General features: G+C 68.6%; 13 protein-coding genes and 1 other RNA gene. 6 read left to right on the top strand and 8 right to left on the bottom strand.

Going from position 1 to position 15,709, the window contains the following annotated elements; all coding sequences use genetic code 11:
• Positions 1-59: 59 nt before the first annotated feature.
• Positions 60-1,058 carry a cobalamin biosynthesis protein gene (locus LKD76_RS22110; RefSeq protein WP_227983312.1) on the top strand — a complete coding sequence of 333 codons (999 nt, stop codon included), beginning with the start codon at positions 60-62 and terminating at the stop codon, positions 1,056-1,058.
• Here LKD76_RS22110 and LKD76_RS22105 read toward each other — a convergent pair.
• Both LKD76_RS22105 and LKD76_RS22100 read right to left on the bottom strand, forming a co-directional pair.
• On the bottom strand, positions 1,037-2,080 hold the full coding sequence (locus LKD76_RS22105; protein ID WP_227983311.1) for an SURF1 family cytochrome oxidase biogenesis protein: 1,044 nt from the start codon (positions 2,078-2,080) through the stop codon (positions 1,037-1,039). The two genes, LKD76_RS22110 and LKD76_RS22105, sit on opposite strands and share 22 nt — an antisense overlap.
• On the bottom strand, positions 2,077-2,577 hold the full coding sequence (locus LKD76_RS22100) for a low molecular weight protein-tyrosine-phosphatase (RefSeq protein ID WP_227983310.1): 501 nt from the start codon (positions 2,575-2,577) through the stop codon (positions 2,077-2,079). The genes LKD76_RS22105 and LKD76_RS22100 overlap by 4 nt, the downstream gene beginning before the upstream one ends.
• A gap of 181 nt (positions 2,578-2,758) precedes the next feature.
• Here LKD76_RS22100 and cobC point away from each other — a divergent pair, with 181 nt between their 5' ends.
• Both cobC and LKD76_RS22090 read left to right on the top strand, forming a co-directional pair.
• Entirely contained in the window at positions 2,759-3,766 is a 1,008-nt protein-coding gene (gene cobC, locus LKD76_RS22095) for an Rv2231c family histidinol phosphate aminotransferase CobC (RefSeq protein ID WP_504828452.1), read from the top strand.
• 93 nt (positions 3,767-3,859) lie between these two features.
• Positions 3,860-4,996 (top strand): Nif3-like dinuclear metal center hexameric protein, encoded by a 1,137-nt coding sequence (locus tag LKD76_RS22090; RefSeq protein WP_227983309.1) that lies wholly within the window; start codon positions 3,860-3,862, stop codon positions 4,994-4,996.
• A 14-nt stretch (positions 4,997-5,010) separates the two neighbouring features.
• Here LKD76_RS22090 and LKD76_RS22085 read toward each other — a convergent pair whose 3' ends face one another.
• On the bottom strand, positions 5,011-5,454 hold the full coding sequence (locus LKD76_RS22085) for an OsmC family protein (protein ID WP_227983308.1): 444 nt from the start codon (positions 5,452-5,454) through the stop codon (positions 5,011-5,013).
• Positions 5,455-5,682: 228 nt separating this feature from the next.
• On the opposite strand from LKD76_RS22085, the gene LKD76_RS22080 reads away from it, so the two are divergent.
• Entirely contained in the window at positions 5,683-6,420 is a 738-nt protein-coding gene (locus LKD76_RS22080; protein ID WP_227983307.1) for a zinc ribbon domain-containing protein, read from the top strand.
• A gap of 11 nt (positions 6,421-6,431) precedes the next feature.
• A complete protein-coding gene (locus LKD76_RS22075; RefSeq protein WP_227983306.1) occupies positions 6,432-7,691 on the top strand; it encodes a bifunctional RNase H/acid phosphatase in 1,260 nt (419 codons plus the stop codon).
• A gap of 47 nt (positions 7,692-7,738) precedes the next feature.
• Here the strand turns inward: LKD76_RS22075 and LKD76_RS22070 are convergent, their stop codons facing one another.
• Together LKD76_RS22070 and LKD76_RS22065 are read right to left on the bottom strand one after the other, a co-directional pair.
• The gene (locus LKD76_RS22070) at positions 7,739-8,626 is read right to left on the bottom strand and encodes an alpha/beta hydrolase (protein ID WP_227983305.1); all 888 of its coding nucleotides are present in this window, start codon (positions 8,624-8,626) and stop codon (positions 7,739-7,741) included.
• A 62-nt stretch (positions 8,627-8,688) separates the two neighbouring features.
• Positions 8,689-9,852: an alpha-hydroxy-acid oxidizing protein gene (locus tag LKD76_RS22065; RefSeq protein ID WP_227983304.1), complete on the bottom strand. Its 1,164-nt coding sequence runs from the start codon at positions 9,850-9,852 to the stop codon at positions 8,689-8,691.
• 166 nt (positions 9,853-10,018) lie between these two features.
• Between LKD76_RS22065 and rnpB the strand changes: the two genes are divergently transcribed.
• An RNA gene (rnpB, locus tag LKD76_RS22060) (RNase P RNA component class A) lies at positions 10,019-10,436 on the top strand.
• A gap of 91 nt (positions 10,437-10,527) precedes the next feature.
• Here the strand turns inward: rnpB and LKD76_RS22055 are convergent.
• The 3 genes from LKD76_RS22055 to LKD76_RS22045 all read right to left on the bottom strand — a co-directional run bounded on the left by LKD76_RS22055 (position 10,528) and on the right by LKD76_RS22045 (position 15,690).
• Positions 10,528-12,108, bottom strand: a complete 1,581-nt coding sequence (locus LKD76_RS22055) for an MFS transporter (RefSeq protein WP_227983303.1) — start codon at positions 12,106-12,108, stop codon at positions 10,528-10,530.
• Positions 12,109-12,129: 21 nt separating this feature from the next.
• Entirely contained in the window at positions 12,130-14,448 is a 2,319-nt protein-coding gene (locus tag LKD76_RS22050) for a hypothetical protein (protein WP_227983302.1), read from the bottom strand.
• A gap of 462 nt (positions 14,449-14,910) precedes the next feature.
• Positions 14,911-15,690 carry an ATP/GTP-binding protein gene (locus LKD76_RS22045; RefSeq protein WP_227983301.1) on the bottom strand — a complete coding sequence of 260 codons (780 nt, stop codon included), beginning with the start codon at positions 15,688-15,690 and terminating at the stop codon, positions 14,911-14,913.
• Positions 15,691-15,709: the final 19 nt, after the last annotated feature.

Below are 15,709 nucleotides of genomic sequence, written 5' to 3'. Positions count from 1 at the left end.
TGACATCGAGGCCGGTGCCACGCGGTCGCGGCCCTCGGCGCTGCCGATAGTCTCGCCCGGTGCGATATGGAACGGCACGGGCGGCGGGACTGCTGCTCGGATTCGCGGCGGATCGGATCTTCGGCGATCCGCGGCGCGGGCATCCGGTGGCGCTGTTCGGTTCCGCGGCGGCCGCGGCCGAATCGGCCTGCTACCGCGATGCGCGGGGACCCGGGATCGGCTACACGGCGGCGCTCGTCGGCGGTGTCGTGATCCTGGGTGGTGTCGCCGAGCGGCTGGCGCGTCCGGCCGGTCGCCCGGCCCGTGCGGCGGGCCCCGCCACGATCGTGGTGACCGGTGCGGCGACCTGGACCGCACTGGGCGGCACCACCCTGGCGCGAACCGGGCACCGGATGGCCGATCGGCTCGGCGCCGGCGACCTCGCCGGTGCGCGCGAGATACTGCCCGCGCTGTGCGGCCGCGATCCGTACGCTCTCGATGCCGACGGATTGGCCCGCGCCGCAGTCGAATCCATTGCCGAGAACACCTCCGACGCCACGGTCGCCCCACTGATATGGGGTGCGATCGCCGGCGTTCCGGGCATCCTCGGCTACCGCGCGATCAACACCCTCGACGCCATGGTCGGCTACCGCAACGAGCGCTACCGTCACTTCGGCTGGGCCGCCGCCCGCACCGACGATGTCGCGAATCTGGTGCCCGCCCGGATCAGTGGCATCCTCACCGTCGCGCTGGCGCCGCTGATCGGTGGCCGTCGCGCCGACGCCCGGCGGGCCTGGCGCCGCGACGCGCGCTCGCATCCGAGCCCCAACGCCGGGGTCGCCGAGGCCACGATGGCCGGAGCGCTGGGCGTCACCCTGGGCGGGCGGACCGAGTACGGGCACGGCGTCGAGATGCGACCGGAACTGGGGGACGGTCGCGCACCGGTCGTCGCCGATCTGCGCCGGGCGGTGCGGTTGTCGGCAGGGGTGCAGGTGGGGGCCGCGGTGGTGGCCGCGGTCGTCGCTTATGCGCTCGGCCGCCGATCGCCGGCCCGCGCTCAGCGGCGGGTGGTGCCGTAGCGGTCGGCGAGGCGATCGGCAGTAGTCCGGGGTGGCGCCGCCTCCGCGGTCGCGGACCGCGCGCTGTCCACCGTCGAGGCGGGCTCGGGGGCCGGATCGTCGGTCAGTGTCGAAGTCGAGGTGGGCGCGGCCGACTCAGCTCCCGAGGCCGCACTGCCGGCGGATTCGGGGGCCGCGACCGTGAGCGGGGCATCGACCGGCTCGGTCGTGGCCGGCTCGCCGGCGGCGGCAGCGCGGTCGCGGCGGCGCTCACGGAGTTCGGCGAAGACGAAGTAGCCGAGACCCAGCGGCGCCATGACGCCGAAGGCGATCCATTGCAAGCCGTAGGACAGATACGGTCCGGCGTCGAGCTGGGGCAGTGGCTGTGGGGTGAACGCGCCGGGCTGCCCGGCATCCAACTGCAGATATCCGCCGTGCTCTCCGGTGGCGAAGGTGGTCAGTGGCGTCGCGAGCACCGTCGACAGCTGGGTGGTGTCGACCGAGTAGACCTGTCGCAGCCCGTCGCGCACCATCGGATCCTTACCCGGGATGGCGCCCTCGGACCTACGGACACGTCCCTCGATCCGTTGCGGGCCCGTGGGCGGTTCGGCGATCGTCGGCAGCTGCGAACCGTCGACCGCCGCGACGAGGCCGCGATCCACGAGCACGATCCGGCCGTCGTCGAGCCGGAAGGCGGCCAGCACACCGTAGGCGGGCTGATCGTCGAGTCGCTGCAGACGTTCGACCACCGTGGAATCCGGTACGTAGCGACCGCTCGCGGTGATGCGCCGCCATTCGGTGTCGGCGGGATTCGTTCCGCTCGGCGCGGTCCCCTCGGCGGTGTTCAGCAGGCTTGCCGCCGCCACCGGCTCGGCGTTGACCGAATCGGCGATCAGATCGTTGCGGTGGGAGGTGGAGGTGTTCTTGCCCAGCTGCCACGGGGCCAGCACGGTGAAGCACAGATAGGCGAAGGCGACCACGACGACCGCCAGGATCGCCCAGCTCGGCCGCAGCAGGAAGGTCAGCCGCCGGAGCACGGTCATGGCCGCGGTCCGGTCGTCGTGGTGGCGGGCTCACCGAGCTGTTCGCGCACCCAGTCCAGCAGGGCCGGCACGGCCGCCTCGATCTGTGCGCGGACCAGCTCGAAATCGGTGTCGTCACCGTAGTACGGGTCGGGCACGTCGTGATCGTCGGCGGCGGGATCGAAGCTGCGCAGCAACCGCCGGCGATCCTGCGGGATCCGCAATCGGGTCAGTTCCCGGTCGTGTGAGGAATCGAGAGCGACCAGCAGGTCGGCGCCGAGATGGTCGGGCCCGACGATGGCCGCGACATGACCGATCGGATAGCCGTGGCGCGACAGCAGCGCGGTGGTGCGCGGATCGGCGTCCGAGCCCACGTGCCAGGCGGTGGTGCCGGCGCTGCTCACGCGCACCCGATCGGCCAGTCCGGCCCGATCGATATGCGCGGCGAAGATCTTCTCGGCCATCGGCGACCGGCAGATGTTGCCGGTGCAGATGAAGGTTACGTGCAGCTCGCCCACGAACCCATTGTGGCCGGTCGGCGTGGGCGGCGGCCACGTAGGGTAGGTGGCTGTGCCCGAGGACACCGTCACGACCGCCGAGACCGCCGCCGCGCCCGCACCGGATGCGGCCGTGGCGGCCACGCCGACGTCGCGGGCCGGCGGCGGTGCGGACCCCTCCGGCGGGTTCGAGCGGGCGGCACTGCGGCATCACGGCGACGCGGACCTGCGACCGGGGATGCTGGATTTCGCGGTGAACGTGCAGAGCGCCGCACCCCCGGACTGGCTGCGGCGGCGGCTCGCGGACCGGCTGCCCGAACTGGGCCGCTATCCCTCCGAATCGGAGGCCGCGGCGGTGCGGGCGCTCGTCGCCGCCCGGCACGGCCGCACCGCCGGGGAGGTCCTGCTGCTGGCGGGTGCGGCCGAGGGATTCGCCCTGCTGCCCCGGCTGGCGTCGCGGCTGGCGGCGGTGATCCACCCGTCGTTCACCGAACCCGAATTGGCGCTGCGCGAGGCGGATATTCCGGTGACCCGCGTGGTCCTGGCGCCGCCCTACGACTTGCGCGCGGCGTCGGTACCGGAGGCGGCCGATCTGGTCGTCCTCGGCAATCCGACCAATCCGACCTCGATGCTGCATCCGCGTGCGGTGATCGAATCGCTGCGCCGGCCCGGCCGGATCGTCGTGGTCGACGAGGCCTTCGCCGATGCCGTGCCGGGGGAGCCGGAATCACTTGCGGGACAGTCGTACCCGGATGTCGTGGTGGTGCGGAGCCTGACCAAGACCTGGGCGCTGGCCGGGTTGCGCTGTGGCTATCTGCTGGGCTCGCCGGATGTGCTGGCCCGTCTGCGTCACGGCCGCGCCCACTGGGCGCTGGGCACTCTCCAGCTGGAAGCGATCGCCGCGGTCAGCACGCCCGCCGCGATCGCCGAGGCCGCGGCCGGCGCCGCCCGCATCGCGGCCGATCGCGCGGCGATGATTCCCCGCCTGCGGGCGCTCGGCATCGAGGTGCAGGAACCGGCCGCGGGCCCGTTCCTGCTGATCCGGGTGCCCGATGCCGAGCTGTTGCGAAAACGATTGGCGGACAAGGATATCGCGGTCCGGCGCGGAGATACCTTTCCCGGGCTCGATCATCGATTCCTGCGTCTCGCGGTGCGGAGCCCGGACGCGGTGGACCGGCTGGTGGCCGCGATCGACGATGTCGGGTTGTGAGCGGGCGGCCCGATGGATCGGCGCCGGACCGCGTCCGGGAACAGCGCCGGGTATGGATAATGACCGGACGGGCGAAATGGTGGAGGTGCGCTGGTGACGGATGAGACTGTGGCACTGGGGGATCTGATCGCGGTACTGGACGGCGCGTATCCGCCCCGGCTGGCCGAATCCTGGGATTCGGTGGGGCTGGTCTGCGGTGATCCGCAGGCCCCGGTATCGCGGGCGCTGTTCGCGGTCGACGCCACCGCCGCGGTCGTCGACGAGGCGATCGCCTGGGGCGCACAGGCTTTGGTGGTCCACCACCCGCTGCTGCTGCGCGGAGTCGACACGGTGGCCGCGAGTACGCCGAAGGGCGCGCTGCTGCATCGTCTCATCCGCAACGACTGCGCACTGTTCACCGCCCACACCAACGCCGACTCCGCCGATCCCGGCGTCTCGGATGCGCTCGCCCGGGCGTTGGGGCTCACGGTGACCGGTCCGCTGGAACCGAAACCGGCTGCGCCGGTGGATACCTGGGTGGTCTTCGTCCCACGCACCCACACCGACACCGTGCTCGCCGCCTTGTTCGGCGCGGGAGCGGGCGGCGCCGGGGCCTATCGCGAATGCGGCTGGCGGGTGCCGGGGACCGGGCAGTTCCGTCCCATGGCGGGGGCGAATCCGGCCATCGGCACGGTCGGCGATCTGGAGTTCGTCGACGAGGACCGTATCGAGGTGGTGGCGCCGCCGTCGGCCCGCGCCGAGGTGCTCGCCGCTCTGCGCGCCGCCCATCCCTACGAGGAACCCGCCTACGACCTCACCGAGCGCGCGGCCCTGCCGTCCGGGCTCGGCTTGGGGCGCGTCGGCGTCCTGCCCGCACCGGAAACATTGCGCGAGTTCACCGGCCGCGTCCGGGGTGCGCTCCCGGCCACCGCGTGGGGCGTGCGGGCGGCCGGTGACCCCGATCGCGAGATCCGCACCGTCGCGGTCTGCGGCGGCGCCGGTGACTCGTTCCTCGGCGCGGCGTCGCGCCTCGGTGTGGACGCCTACGTCACCGCCGATCTGCGCCATCACCCGGCCGACGAGCACCTGCGCGCGGTCGGGCCCGCCTTGATCGACGTGGCCCACTGGGCCAGCGAATTTCCTTGGTGCGCGCAGGCCGACGGCCTGGTACGGGCGGCGCTACCGGGAGTGGCGACCCGGGTCAGCACGGTCCGCACCGACCCCTGGACGCTCGGCGCGGCCGACGGGTGAGGCCGGATCCGGCCTCACCCGACCCGGATATCCGGTTCGTGGCCGACCGGGAAGTTGACCGAGTTCGCGATGAAGCAGCGTTCGTGTGCCCGCGCGTGCAGGGCGCGGGCCGGCTCGGTCCGGGCGGGGTCGGTGATGGTGACACGCGGGTGCAGCGTGACCTGCTCGAACCGGCGCTCGTTCATCACGCCCTCGGCCTGGTCGAGATAGTCGACCACCACGATCCCGGCCTCGGTGCACAGATGCAGATACCACAGCATGTGGCATTCCGACAGGGACGCGACCAGCAGTTGTTCGGGGTTCCAGCGGGTCGGATCGCCGCGTCCGACGACCGGATCCGCGGACGCGGCCAGTGGCGGGCGGCCCTTCGCGAGTACCTCGTGATTGCGTGAATACGAGCGGTAGTCGGTGGTCGAGCCCGTCCACACCACATCCACCCGATAGCGATGTTCGGCCATACCGTGAGCCTGGCACAGTGCGCGCCCGCCCGCACCCGAGTTCCGGTCAGGGCCCGGTCCGGGCCCTGCCGTGCCGCCGCCCGCCCGCCGTGGCGGAGCGGGGTCGTGGCGGGCAGGACGGGCTCGAGGCGAAACCGGGCGCGGGCAGAGTACGGTTGAGCACCGGCGTCGCGCACCCGCTGTGCGCCGCCTCGCAACCGTCCATAGTGTCGAGGAGTACGTCCCGCGTTGAATGTCGAACCATCGATCCAGGCCAAACTGCTCGACCTCGCGGCTGTCGACGCGGAGTTGACGCGGATCGCCCATCGTCGTCGGGTGCTGCCCGAGCAGCAGGAGGTGGAGCGGCTGGAAGCCGAACGCACCGATCGCAAGGACGCCGCGGTCAAGGTCGAAATCCAGCTCGACGATCTCGATCGCGACATCCGCAAACTCGAGGGCGAGATCGATGCCGTGCGCAAACGCGAGGAACGCGACCGCGGCATGCTCGAGGGCGGCACCATCGGCGCCAAGCAGCTGTCGGAACTGCAGCACGAACTGGGCAGCCTGGAGCGCCGCCGCGGTGTGCTCGAGGACGAGCTGCTCGAGGTGATGGAGCGACGTGAGGCGGCCGAGGCCGATCATCAGCACGCGGGGGCGAATCTGTCGCGGGCCGAAGCGGATCTGACCCTCGCGCAGAGCCGGCGCGACGATGCGGTCGCCGATCTGGACGTGGCCGCCCAGCGGTGCGACACCGACCGGGAACAACTGGTCACCGCGTTCCCCGGCGAACTGCTGGCCGTGTACGACAAGCAGCGCGATCAGCACGGCGTGGGCGCGGCGTTGCTACAGGCCCGCCGGTGCGGCGCCTGCCGGATCGAACTCGATCGCGGTGAGATCGCGCGGATCGCCAAGACCGAGCCCGAGGTCGTGGTCCGCTGCCCCGAGTGCGGCGCGATCATGGTGCGCACCAAACAGTCCGGGTTGTGACGGTGCCGGCGATGACGGAGCGCAGTGTGATCGTCGAGGCCGACGGCGGGTCCCGGGGCAATCCCGGACCGGCCGGTTACGGTGCGGTGATCTGGGATTCCGACCGCGAAACGGTACTGGCGGAACGTCGCGAGTATCTCGGCGTCACCACCAACAACGTCGCCGAATATCGCGGCCTGATCGCGGGTTTGGCCGCCGCGGCCGAGTTGGGTGCGCGCACCGTGGATGTGCGCATGGACTCCAAACTCGTCGTCGAGCAGATGTCGGGCCGGTGGAAGGTCAAGCACGCGGCCATGATTCCGCTCGCCGAGCGGGCGCGGCAGCTGGTCGCCGGTTTCGATCGCGTGGGCTTCCAATGGATCCCGCGGGAGCAGAATTCCCACGCCGATCGGCTCGCGAACGAGGCCATGGACGATGCCGTGCTGGTCGCGGAGGTCCGTGACGCCGATTCCGGTCGTACCGCGACCGCCGACGACGGTGCGGCCGGACCGGATTCCTCCGCGCCGGGGGCGTCCGCCGTCGGCGCGGCGCGGGGCGCCGAGGCCGACCTTTCCAGCTGGATCGACGAGGCCGCGGACGCTCGTGCGGCGCAACCGGATCCGCGAGCCGACCTCGCCGCGGCTCCGGCCGATGCGGGCCCGGGCTGGACCGGCGCCCGGGGCCGCCCGACGCGGCTGTTGCTGCTGCGCCACGGACAGACCGCATTGTCGGTCGAACGCCGCTACTCCGGCCGGGGCAATCCGGAGCTCACCGAACTCGGCCGCGAGCAGGCCTCGCGGGCCGCGAAATATCTTGCCGCCAAGGGAGATATCGCCGCGGTCGTCACCTCGCCGCTGGGGCGGGCGCGGGAAACCGCCCAGGCCGCGGCACAAGCGCTCGACGTTCCGGTCCGGGTGCTGGACACACTGACCGAGACCGATTTCGGTGAGTGGGAGGGCCTCACCTTCGGCGAAGCGGCCCAGCGTGATCCGGAACTGCATCTGCGGTGGCTGGGTGATCCGGCCCTGCCGGCGCCGGGCGGGGAGAGCTTCGACGAGGTGCGTGAGCGCGTCGAGAGCGCGCGCCGCGATCTGGTGGCGCTGTATCCCGGGCAGAACGTGGTGGTGGTCAGCCATGTGACGCCGATCAAGACATTGCTGCAACTGGCGCTCGAGGTCGGGCCCTCGCTGCTGTACCGGTTGCACCTGGATCTGGCGTCGCTGTCGATCGTCGAGTTCTATCCCGATGGGGGATCGTCGGTCCGGCTGGTCAACGACACGTCGTATCTGTGACGCCGGGCGGCCGCGCGGGAGGGAAGCGGGCGCGGCCGTGGCCGGGCTCAGGGGCGCAGGACCGAGACCAGGAATTCGGTCTGGTCGTAGACCGCCTTCTCGAACCAGTCGTCGAAGTAGATGTCGAAATGCCCGATGGGGTAGCGCTTGACGACACTGTGCTTGGTACGTTCGGCGGCCTTCAGGGTCGGCCGTACCGGTGCCACCGAGTCGTTGTCGCACACCGCGTACATCACCGGGACCTTGATTGCCTTGGTGCGCCGCCACGGTGAGTCGAACAGCACCGAGATGCCCACGCGGGCAGCTACTTTCGGTTGATACTGTTCGCTCTCCTCGGCCAGGCGGCCGAAACCCTCGGGCACGTCGGACGCGCTCATCAGGGCCGCCGACCGTTTCCGTCCCGCCAGCCGGACGCCGATCGGCTTGCGGCGGATCGGCCCGAACACGATGTCGGTGAGCGCCAGGGTGCCGGTCTTGGTCAGGCTGATCGGCCCCTTCGCCATCGCCGAGGACCAGCCGCTGGTGAAGGGGCACTGGGCGACGACCGCGGCCAGATAGTCGTCCTCGTGCGCGATCGAGAGTACGTGGCCGCCGCCGAACGAACTGCCCCACAGCGCGATTCGGGTCGCGTCGAATCCCTTGAGCGTGCGGGCGAAGGCGATCGCGGCCCGCCAGTCGTCTCGTTGGCGGGCGATAGTGATCAGCTGGCGGGGATTACCTCCGCTGGCCCCGAAATGCCGGTAATCGAAGACCAGCACGCCCATTCCGGCCGCGGAGAACCGGCGCGCATAACGATCCAGGCCCATTTCCCGGTTCGCGCCCAGTCCGTGCCCCATGATCACCAATGGCCGTGGTTTGGGCGGGCCGTCCGGAAGATAGAGCCACGCTGCACACTGTTCGTTTCCCGAACCGAACCCCACCTCGACACGCTCCATGGGCGAATACCGTACTGTGTCGCGCCCGCGGCCGCTGACGTGGATCCCCGGTCACGGCCGCTTCACGGGTGAACGGAACGCAAACATTCGCGAGTCAGATCCCGTCGTCCGGGATAACCGTCGACGGCCATGATCAGGTCGGCTTCGGCGAGCAAAGTCCGTAGTACGTGCACGATTCCGTCGGCTCCGCCGAGTGCCAGGCCGTAGGCGTAGGGCCGGCCGACACCGACGGCGGTGGCGCCGAGTGCGAGGGCCTTGACGATATCGGCGCCGCTGCGGACACCGGAATCGAAGAGCACCGGCAGCCCGTCCGCGGCATCGACGACCTCGGGCAGCATATCCAGGGCGGGCAGCCCGCCATTGGCTTGGCGGCCACCGTGATTGGAGCAGTAGATACCGTCCACCCCGCCGTCGCGGGCGCGACGGACATCATCGGGATGGCAGATTCCCTTGACGATCAACGGCAGGTCGGTCAGCGAGCGTAACCAGCTCAGATCCTCCCAGCGCAGCGGATTTCCGAACAGCTGCACCCAGCGCAGCACCGCGCTCATCGGATCCTCCTCGGGGGAGCGCTGCAGGCCGGAGAGGAAGACCGGGTCGGTGAAATAGTTCGCCAGGCAGTGCCCGCGCAACTGGGGGAAGTTGCCGGTGGCCAGATCGCGCGGCCGCCAGCCGGTGATCCAGGTGTCGAGGGTGACGACGATGCCCTTGTATCCGGCGTGCTCGGCCCGCTGCACCAGACTCGCCGCCAGATCGCGATCGGTGGGCGTGTAGAGCTGGAAGAACCCGGGAGTGTCCCCGAATTCGGCGGCGACGTCCTCCAGTGGATCCACGGTCAGAGTCGAGGCGACCATGGGGACACCGGTGCGCGCGGCGGCGCGGGCGGTGGCCAGATCACCGTGCCCGTCCTGCGCGCACAATCCGATCACGCCCACCGGTGCCATGAAAAGTGGTGTGGGAAGGGTTATTCCGAACAGGTCCACCGACAGGTCCCGCTCCTTCGCGCCGACGAACATGCGGGGGATGAGCCCCCACCGGTCGAAGGCGGTGACGTTGGCCCGCTGGGTCCGCTCATCGCCCGCACCGCCGGCCACATAGGACCAGATCGAGGGTGGCATCGCCGCCCGGGCGCGCTCTTCCAGTTCGGCATGGGCGACCGGGTATTCCGGGACCACGCCGCGCAGACCCTGGAAGTAGATCTCGTTCTGGAAATCTCCGAAACCCATATGCGCCGCCCTTCTGCCGTCGGTTCACCCCGGGCACACGCGCCGGGGTGAATGCGGGCTTCACTGTATGCGTAACCAGCGGTACCGCGCCACGACCCGCGCGACACCGGCGGCAGCGGGGGCCGGGGTGCGGGAGGCCGGGGGCGCCCGGCACAATGGTGCGCGACGAGTCGGTCGGGCGACCGCGTCGACGGGAACGGGCACCGCGGTGCCGCCGCCCGTCGCCGAGGAAAGTCCGGACTCCACAGAGCAGGGCGGTTGTTAACGGCAACCCGGGGTGACCCGCGGGACAGTGCCACAGAAAACAGACCGCCGGCGGCCTCTCCGGAGGTCCGCCGGTAAGGGTGAAACGGTGCGGTAAGAGCGCACCAGCGCCCCGGGTGACCGGGGCGGCTCGGTAAACCCCGCCCGGAGCAAGGTCGAAGGTCGCACTCTCACGAGTGCGACTGCGCAGGTGTTCGAGGGCTGCTCGCCCGAGCCTGCGGGTTGGCTGCTCGAGGTGCCCGGTGACGGTGCACCCAGATGGATGGTCGCCCCCCGGTGCGAACCGGGGACAGGATCCGGCTTACAGACCGGCTCGTCACCCTCAGGGGCACGCCGCACACCGCTACCCGCGGTGCGGCGGCGGCACCGCTGCGCGCCGCTCTCCGCGGAGTGCCGCGGGAGCCTTCGGAATCATTGTGGCGGAGACTGAGCCGGTGATTCGGACGCTGTAGTGGTGGGCAGCTGGTGCGGACCTCTCTCCGGCATCGACGCGGTCTCATGAGGTGCGGGCGGGGCGAGCTCGGCGGGTGGCGGTACTGCGGGCGCGGTGCGGACCTCGGCTTTCGACAACGGATCGGTGATGTCTTCCAGGGATTTGCCTTCGGCATCGACACCGAAGACCCATGCGATGATGCCGCCCGAGATCATCGCGGTCGCGCCGATGAGGTAGCCGATGGTCAGCGGTAGACGGTCGGTGGCGTCACCGATCAGCCGGCTGAACAGGAAGGGGGCGAGAACACCGCCTGTGCCTTGGGCGATGGCGAAGAAGAACGAAATGGCTTGTCCGCGCAGCTCCAACGGGAAGATTTCGCTGACGGTGAGGTAGGCCGAGGACGCGCCGGCGGAGGCGAAGAAGAAGATGACACACCACAGCATGGTCTGGGTGACGGCATCGAGCGCACCGGATTGGAATGCCCACGCCGAGAGCGCCAGGAGCGCACCGGAGCCGACATATGTCGCGAAGATCATCCTTCGGCGGCCGATACTGTCGAAGAACGGTCCCAGCACCAGCGGTCCGATGAGATTCCCCAGGGCGAAGGGGAAGAAATAGTATCCGATGTGGTGGTCGGGCACACCGTAGAAGTTGGCGAGTACCAACCCTTCGGTGAAGAAGATCGCGTTGTAGAGGAAGGCCTGCGTCGCCATCATCGTGAAGCCGAGAAACGAGCGTGAGGGATAGCGACCGAAGAAGATCTTGGCCATTTGCAGGTAGGAGATCCGTTCGGCATCAACGATCTCGAGGGTCTTGCCGTCGTCGACCGGAGGCAAGTTCACGCCCTGGGCGCGGGCCTGTGCTTCGATGTCGGCGACGGTCCGTTCGGCTTCCTCGGCCCGGCCGTGGGTCAGCAGCCAGCGCGGGCTCTCCGGGATATGGCGGCGCAGGAAGATGATGACGCATCCGAGCATCGGCCCGATGAAAAAGCCCAGCCGCCAGCCCCATTCGTTCGGGACCAATTGTTCGTTGAACAGGAACAGGCTCGCCATCGCGCCGATTGCCGCGCCGCCCCAGTAGGTTCCGTTGATCGCGATATCGACACGGCCCCGGTATTTCGCCGGCATGAATTCATCGATCGCGGAATTGATCGCGGTGTACTCGCCGCCGATTCCGGTGCCTGCGATGAATCTGAAGAGGTACAGCGACCACACGCTCCAGGACAAGCCCGCCAGGCCGCTGCCGACGAGATAGATCGCCAGGGTCAGGATGAACAGTCGTTTGCGCCCGAGTCGGTCGGTGAGCCGGCCGAATCCGAGTGCTCCGACGACCTGACCAGCCAGGTACCACGAGGCCATCGCCCCGACCTGGCCGCTTGTCAAGTGCATGGTATCCGCATGTTGCAGCGGCCCGCCCATACTGCTCACGATCTGAATCTCGATGCCGTCCAGAATCCACGACACACCCAGACCTATGACGATGAGATTATGGAATTTCGTCCACGGCAACCGATCCATACGTGCTGGAACGAGGCTGCGTACCGATTGTATGTGTGTCATTTATCCATCCCCGGTCATCTGTCAGTTCGTCCACGGCCCGATATTCGTACCAGAAATCCCCAAATCGATATTCAGGGCACGGTTCTTTCTTCTTCGTGCTTCTGCCAGTAGTGCATCGGAGGGATTCAGGTCATAATCACGGGATACATTCGCGAGGTCCCGGGCCAGTCTGCTGCCGATGTATCGGCGGGTATCCTCATCGGCCCGCTGCCACCTCTCCGGCGTGACCACCCTGCTGAACTCCTCGAAGTTCCGATAGTCGCGCAGCGAGTCTCGAACCAGTTGATTTCTCTCCCATTCCGCGTCTGTGCGAACTCGGCCGGGGCGGGGTGCGAGGCGGTAGAACATGGCCGCGGATTCGGCGAACTGCGCATTGTGCGCGGCTTGCTCCGGTCCCCCGTGGTCCCGGGCGCTCTCGGCCAGATCCAGTGCCGCGGCCGTCTGCGCCAGCGGCGAATACTGAATCTGGTTCTCGGCAGCCGATGTCATGACGCGGGCGTGAGCTTCGGCCGCCCACCTCCGGGTAGCCACCGGGAATCGGGTGGCGGCCAGAGCGGCCATGGCGTCGGCTCGGTCACCGCCGAGTCCGAGGACGGTCGTCATGGTCGCCGCGGCGGCCCGCGGGTTGGTGCCGCCGAATCCCGATGCCGCCGTTCTGGCCGCACTGTCATGCATATTCTTGCCGGTGGTGAGTCGCGCCATCCAGCTGTTGGCGGCCCGGGCCGGTACATTTCCGCGCAGTAACTCGTAATTCAGGTAGTTCATTTCCTGCATATGCTTGGAGTAGTAACTCAACGGCGACGAGCGTCCGAATATCCATGATGCGGCGGGGTTCGAATTGAATTCGGCGGCCCGACGCAGTGCCGCCCCCGCCGCGCGGCCCGGTGACAGGGCGTACCGCAGACTTCCTTCATCGATTCCGGAGGATCCTCCGCCGGCCGGTGCGGGTTTGCCTTCGAGTACCGCGCGCAGTCTGTCCGCGATGCGGCGCTGGCCGCCGATCATGTCCAGATCGAGCCGCTTCAACAGGATGAAGCCCGCGCTCGTTGCGAGCCCGCCGACGAATATGACGGCGATGCCGTTATCGGGTGCGGATCGGAACAAGGCGTCGAAGACGAGATCGTAGGTGCCCAGAAACAACGTGAAGGCCATCAGTGAGGCCGCGTCGCCGACCATCTCGACCAGGTTGCGAAGCAGGAACGCCTGGGTCGGACCGTAGATGAATCCGCCTGCGGCAAAACCGAATATGGCCAGGATGGCGTGGAAAACGGAGGACAATGCGGCGAGGAAGATCTTGACCGCGAGGTAGGCGAGAAACATCAGCAGGATCGCGCCGAAGACGAGGAGCACCAGCCCGGTGCCGATCTGCCCGTAGCTGGGGTTCTCGATCTTGCGGGCGGCGCTGTTGTCGCCGCAGCCTCGCATCTCTCGCGCCAACTGTGCGTCACTGCCCGTCCGCACGGCCGACGACCATGCCGCGCGACAGCGTGGTGAGTCGTCGACCACGTGACCGAGATTCCAGAGCTGTACCGGGTGGCGCGCGAAGTTGTCGGCAAGGGTCGCGTTCAGCCGGCCGACGATCGACTGCGCGTTCGGCTCGGAATCCCCGGTGAGCCCCGCCGCGACCGATATTCCGACGTCGCGTCCCTTGGCCAGTAAGCCGTTGGGCGAGAGCACATCGGCGACCGGATGTGCCAGATACAGGGTGCCGAACATGGCGACCAGGACCATCGTCAGCACTTGCAGCGTCGCCTTGGCGTGGTACCCGCGCAGAACGAACCACGCCACAAATAACGCGCCGATGGATACCGACACGGTCGCCATGAGCGGGGTGGCGATTTGACCGCTGAGACTGTCTGCGACCGCCGTCAGGGGTTTGCTCAGCCACTCCAGCCACCGGAAACTCACCACGAAGCCGGTCAGCCAGATCGCGCTGATCACGGTGACCATGAAGGCCGCGAAGAACATCCCGAGCACCATCGCCAAACCGGATGCCTTGGGGTTGAGGATGCTGGTCTCTGTGGCGAACATGTAGTCCGACAACGGAACTCCGTATGAGTCGCGAACGTCGGTCCAGGACAACCCGTCGATTGCCGACGCCGAGTGGCGCTCGGTCGCGGTGCTGGTGCGTGCGCGGGCCGGGCTGCCGCAGGCGACCCATGCCACCGCGAAGATCAGCGCCGCGACGAATAGGCGTGTCGCCATCCGCCGTATCCGGGTGGCGCGGGCCCAGGTGCGGTATCGAACCCGGATCGCCCGCGGGGTCCACGCCTCCGGATCCCAGGTCAGCTCGCGGCGAGCGGTGGATTCTGGATGAAATCTCGGCAGATGCAGTCGCATGTACCCTCACCTCGCGCTGACGTTCCACGTTGCCGTCGAGTGACGTCTTTGTTGAACCATCATTAAACGTCCCGTTACTTGGCGGCTCAATGTGTCACAGAGTAACTGAAACTTCGGCAGGCTGTGTACGGGATAGCGAAGGTTTTGCTAAAAGCGTTGCGGGAAGGCAACTTCCGTGCTCTGGGAGGACGTCGGCGCGAATTCCTCGACTGCTGATCGAGGGCGAAATGTGTTGCACGGTAACGGGTTCTGGCGCTGAGTGTGCGACTGTTGCGCGAATTACGCTGCGCTGAACACAGTTTCGACGCCGGCGCGTTCGGTCCGCGAGCGGTGATCGAGGATCGAACGCGCCGGTGACGGCACAGTGGTCGGACGCGGTGACGTCGGTCGCGCCGCGGCCGGCCCGCGCGTACGCGAGCCGGCCGCGATATCGGGCCTCGTCCGGTCTGCCGGACCGCGGTGCTACACCCGGACCGCGAAGCGGATCTTGCGGCCCATCGTGTGCGGTTGCGCCTGCGAGATGATCATCTCCTGGACTCGCTCGCGGCTGGTGCGCACGAATTCGACGGCCTCCTTCACCGCCACGTCGATATCCATGACGGTCGGGATGTCGAGCACCTTCACGATCTGCTCGAGCCGCTGTTCGGGAGTGCCGCGGACGGTCACCACCGGCACCCCCAGCTCACTGATGGTGTGCAGCAGTTTGCCGTCGGAGATGGCCCGATAGCGCTCATCCACCGGACGATGTCCGTCCGGATCCATGGGCACCTCCACCGGGAGGTGGAAGAAGATGTCGTACCCCTTGCGGGCGCGCTGGCGCGCCATCTCTCCGTAGGCGTTCAGGTAGCGCCGGAAGAACGGGCGGCCCGGCAGGGTCACGGTGTTCTTGACGATCTTGTGCCAGCGGCTGGATCCCGGATTGGGGCCGGTGACCAGACGGGTGGCGCCGTAGACCCACTCGTTGAGCACCGATCCGTCGGCGATGAAACCGTTGCCCTGCGCCTCCAGCAGGGTTTCCGCCTCGATGCGCAGTTCGAGGCGCCGGAAACCCAGCGCCATGAGCTCGGTGGTGCTCAGGTCCTGAAAGCGCATCCCCGGGAAGAATTCGGTCACCACCTCCCGGGCCGAGGAGGCGTCGACCCGGGGGATTCCGGTGAGCAGCGCCAGCGCGGTGGACGTCGTGGTCTTGCCGGTGGAGTAGGTGCCGGACACGACGATGCGTCGATAATCTGTTCCCGACATGGAAAGCCTTTCGAGAGAG

It is taken from the genome of Nocardia spumae (assembly GCF_020733635.1).
GTDB classification, from domain to species: Bacteria; Actinomycetota; Actinomycetes; order Mycobacteriales; family Mycobacteriaceae; genus Nocardia; species Nocardia spumae.
Note: the sequence above shows the minus strand (reverse complement) of the source record. Positions and strands in the feature narration are given on the sequence as shown.

Excerpts from the sequence above, each read along its gene's own strand:
- LKD76_RS22105 (WP_227983311.1), bottom strand. The coding sequence starts at position 2,080 with ATGACCGTGCTCCGGCGGCTGACCTTCCTGCTGCGGCCGAGCTGGGCG.
- LKD76_RS22065 (WP_227983304.1), bottom strand. The coding sequence starts at position 9,852 with ATGGGTTTCGGAGATTTCCAGAACGAGATCTACTTCCAGGGTCTGCGC.
- LKD76_RS22050 (WP_227983302.1), bottom strand. The coding sequence starts at position 14,448 with ATGCGACTGCATCTGCCGAGATTTCATCCAGAATCCACCGCTCGCCGC.
- LKD76_RS22085 (WP_227983308.1), bottom strand. The coding sequence starts at position 5,454 with ATGGCCGAACATCGCTATCGGGTGGATGTGGTGTGGACGGGCTCGACC.
- LKD76_RS22045 (WP_227983301.1), bottom strand. The coding sequence starts at position 15,690 with ATGTCGGGAACAGATTATCGACGCATCGTCGTGTCCGGCACCTACTCC.
- LKD76_RS22070 (WP_227983305.1), bottom strand. The coding sequence starts at position 8,626 with ATGGAGCGTGTCGAGGTGGGGTTCGGTTCGGGAAACGAACAGTGTGCA.
- LKD76_RS22075 (WP_227983306.1), top strand. The coding sequence starts at position 6,432 with ATGACGGAGCGCAGTGTGATCGTCGAGGCCGACGGCGGGTCCCGGGGC.
- LKD76_RS22055 (WP_227983303.1), bottom strand. The coding sequence starts at position 12,108 with ATGACACACATACAATCGGTACGCAGCCTCGTTCCAGCACGTATGGAT.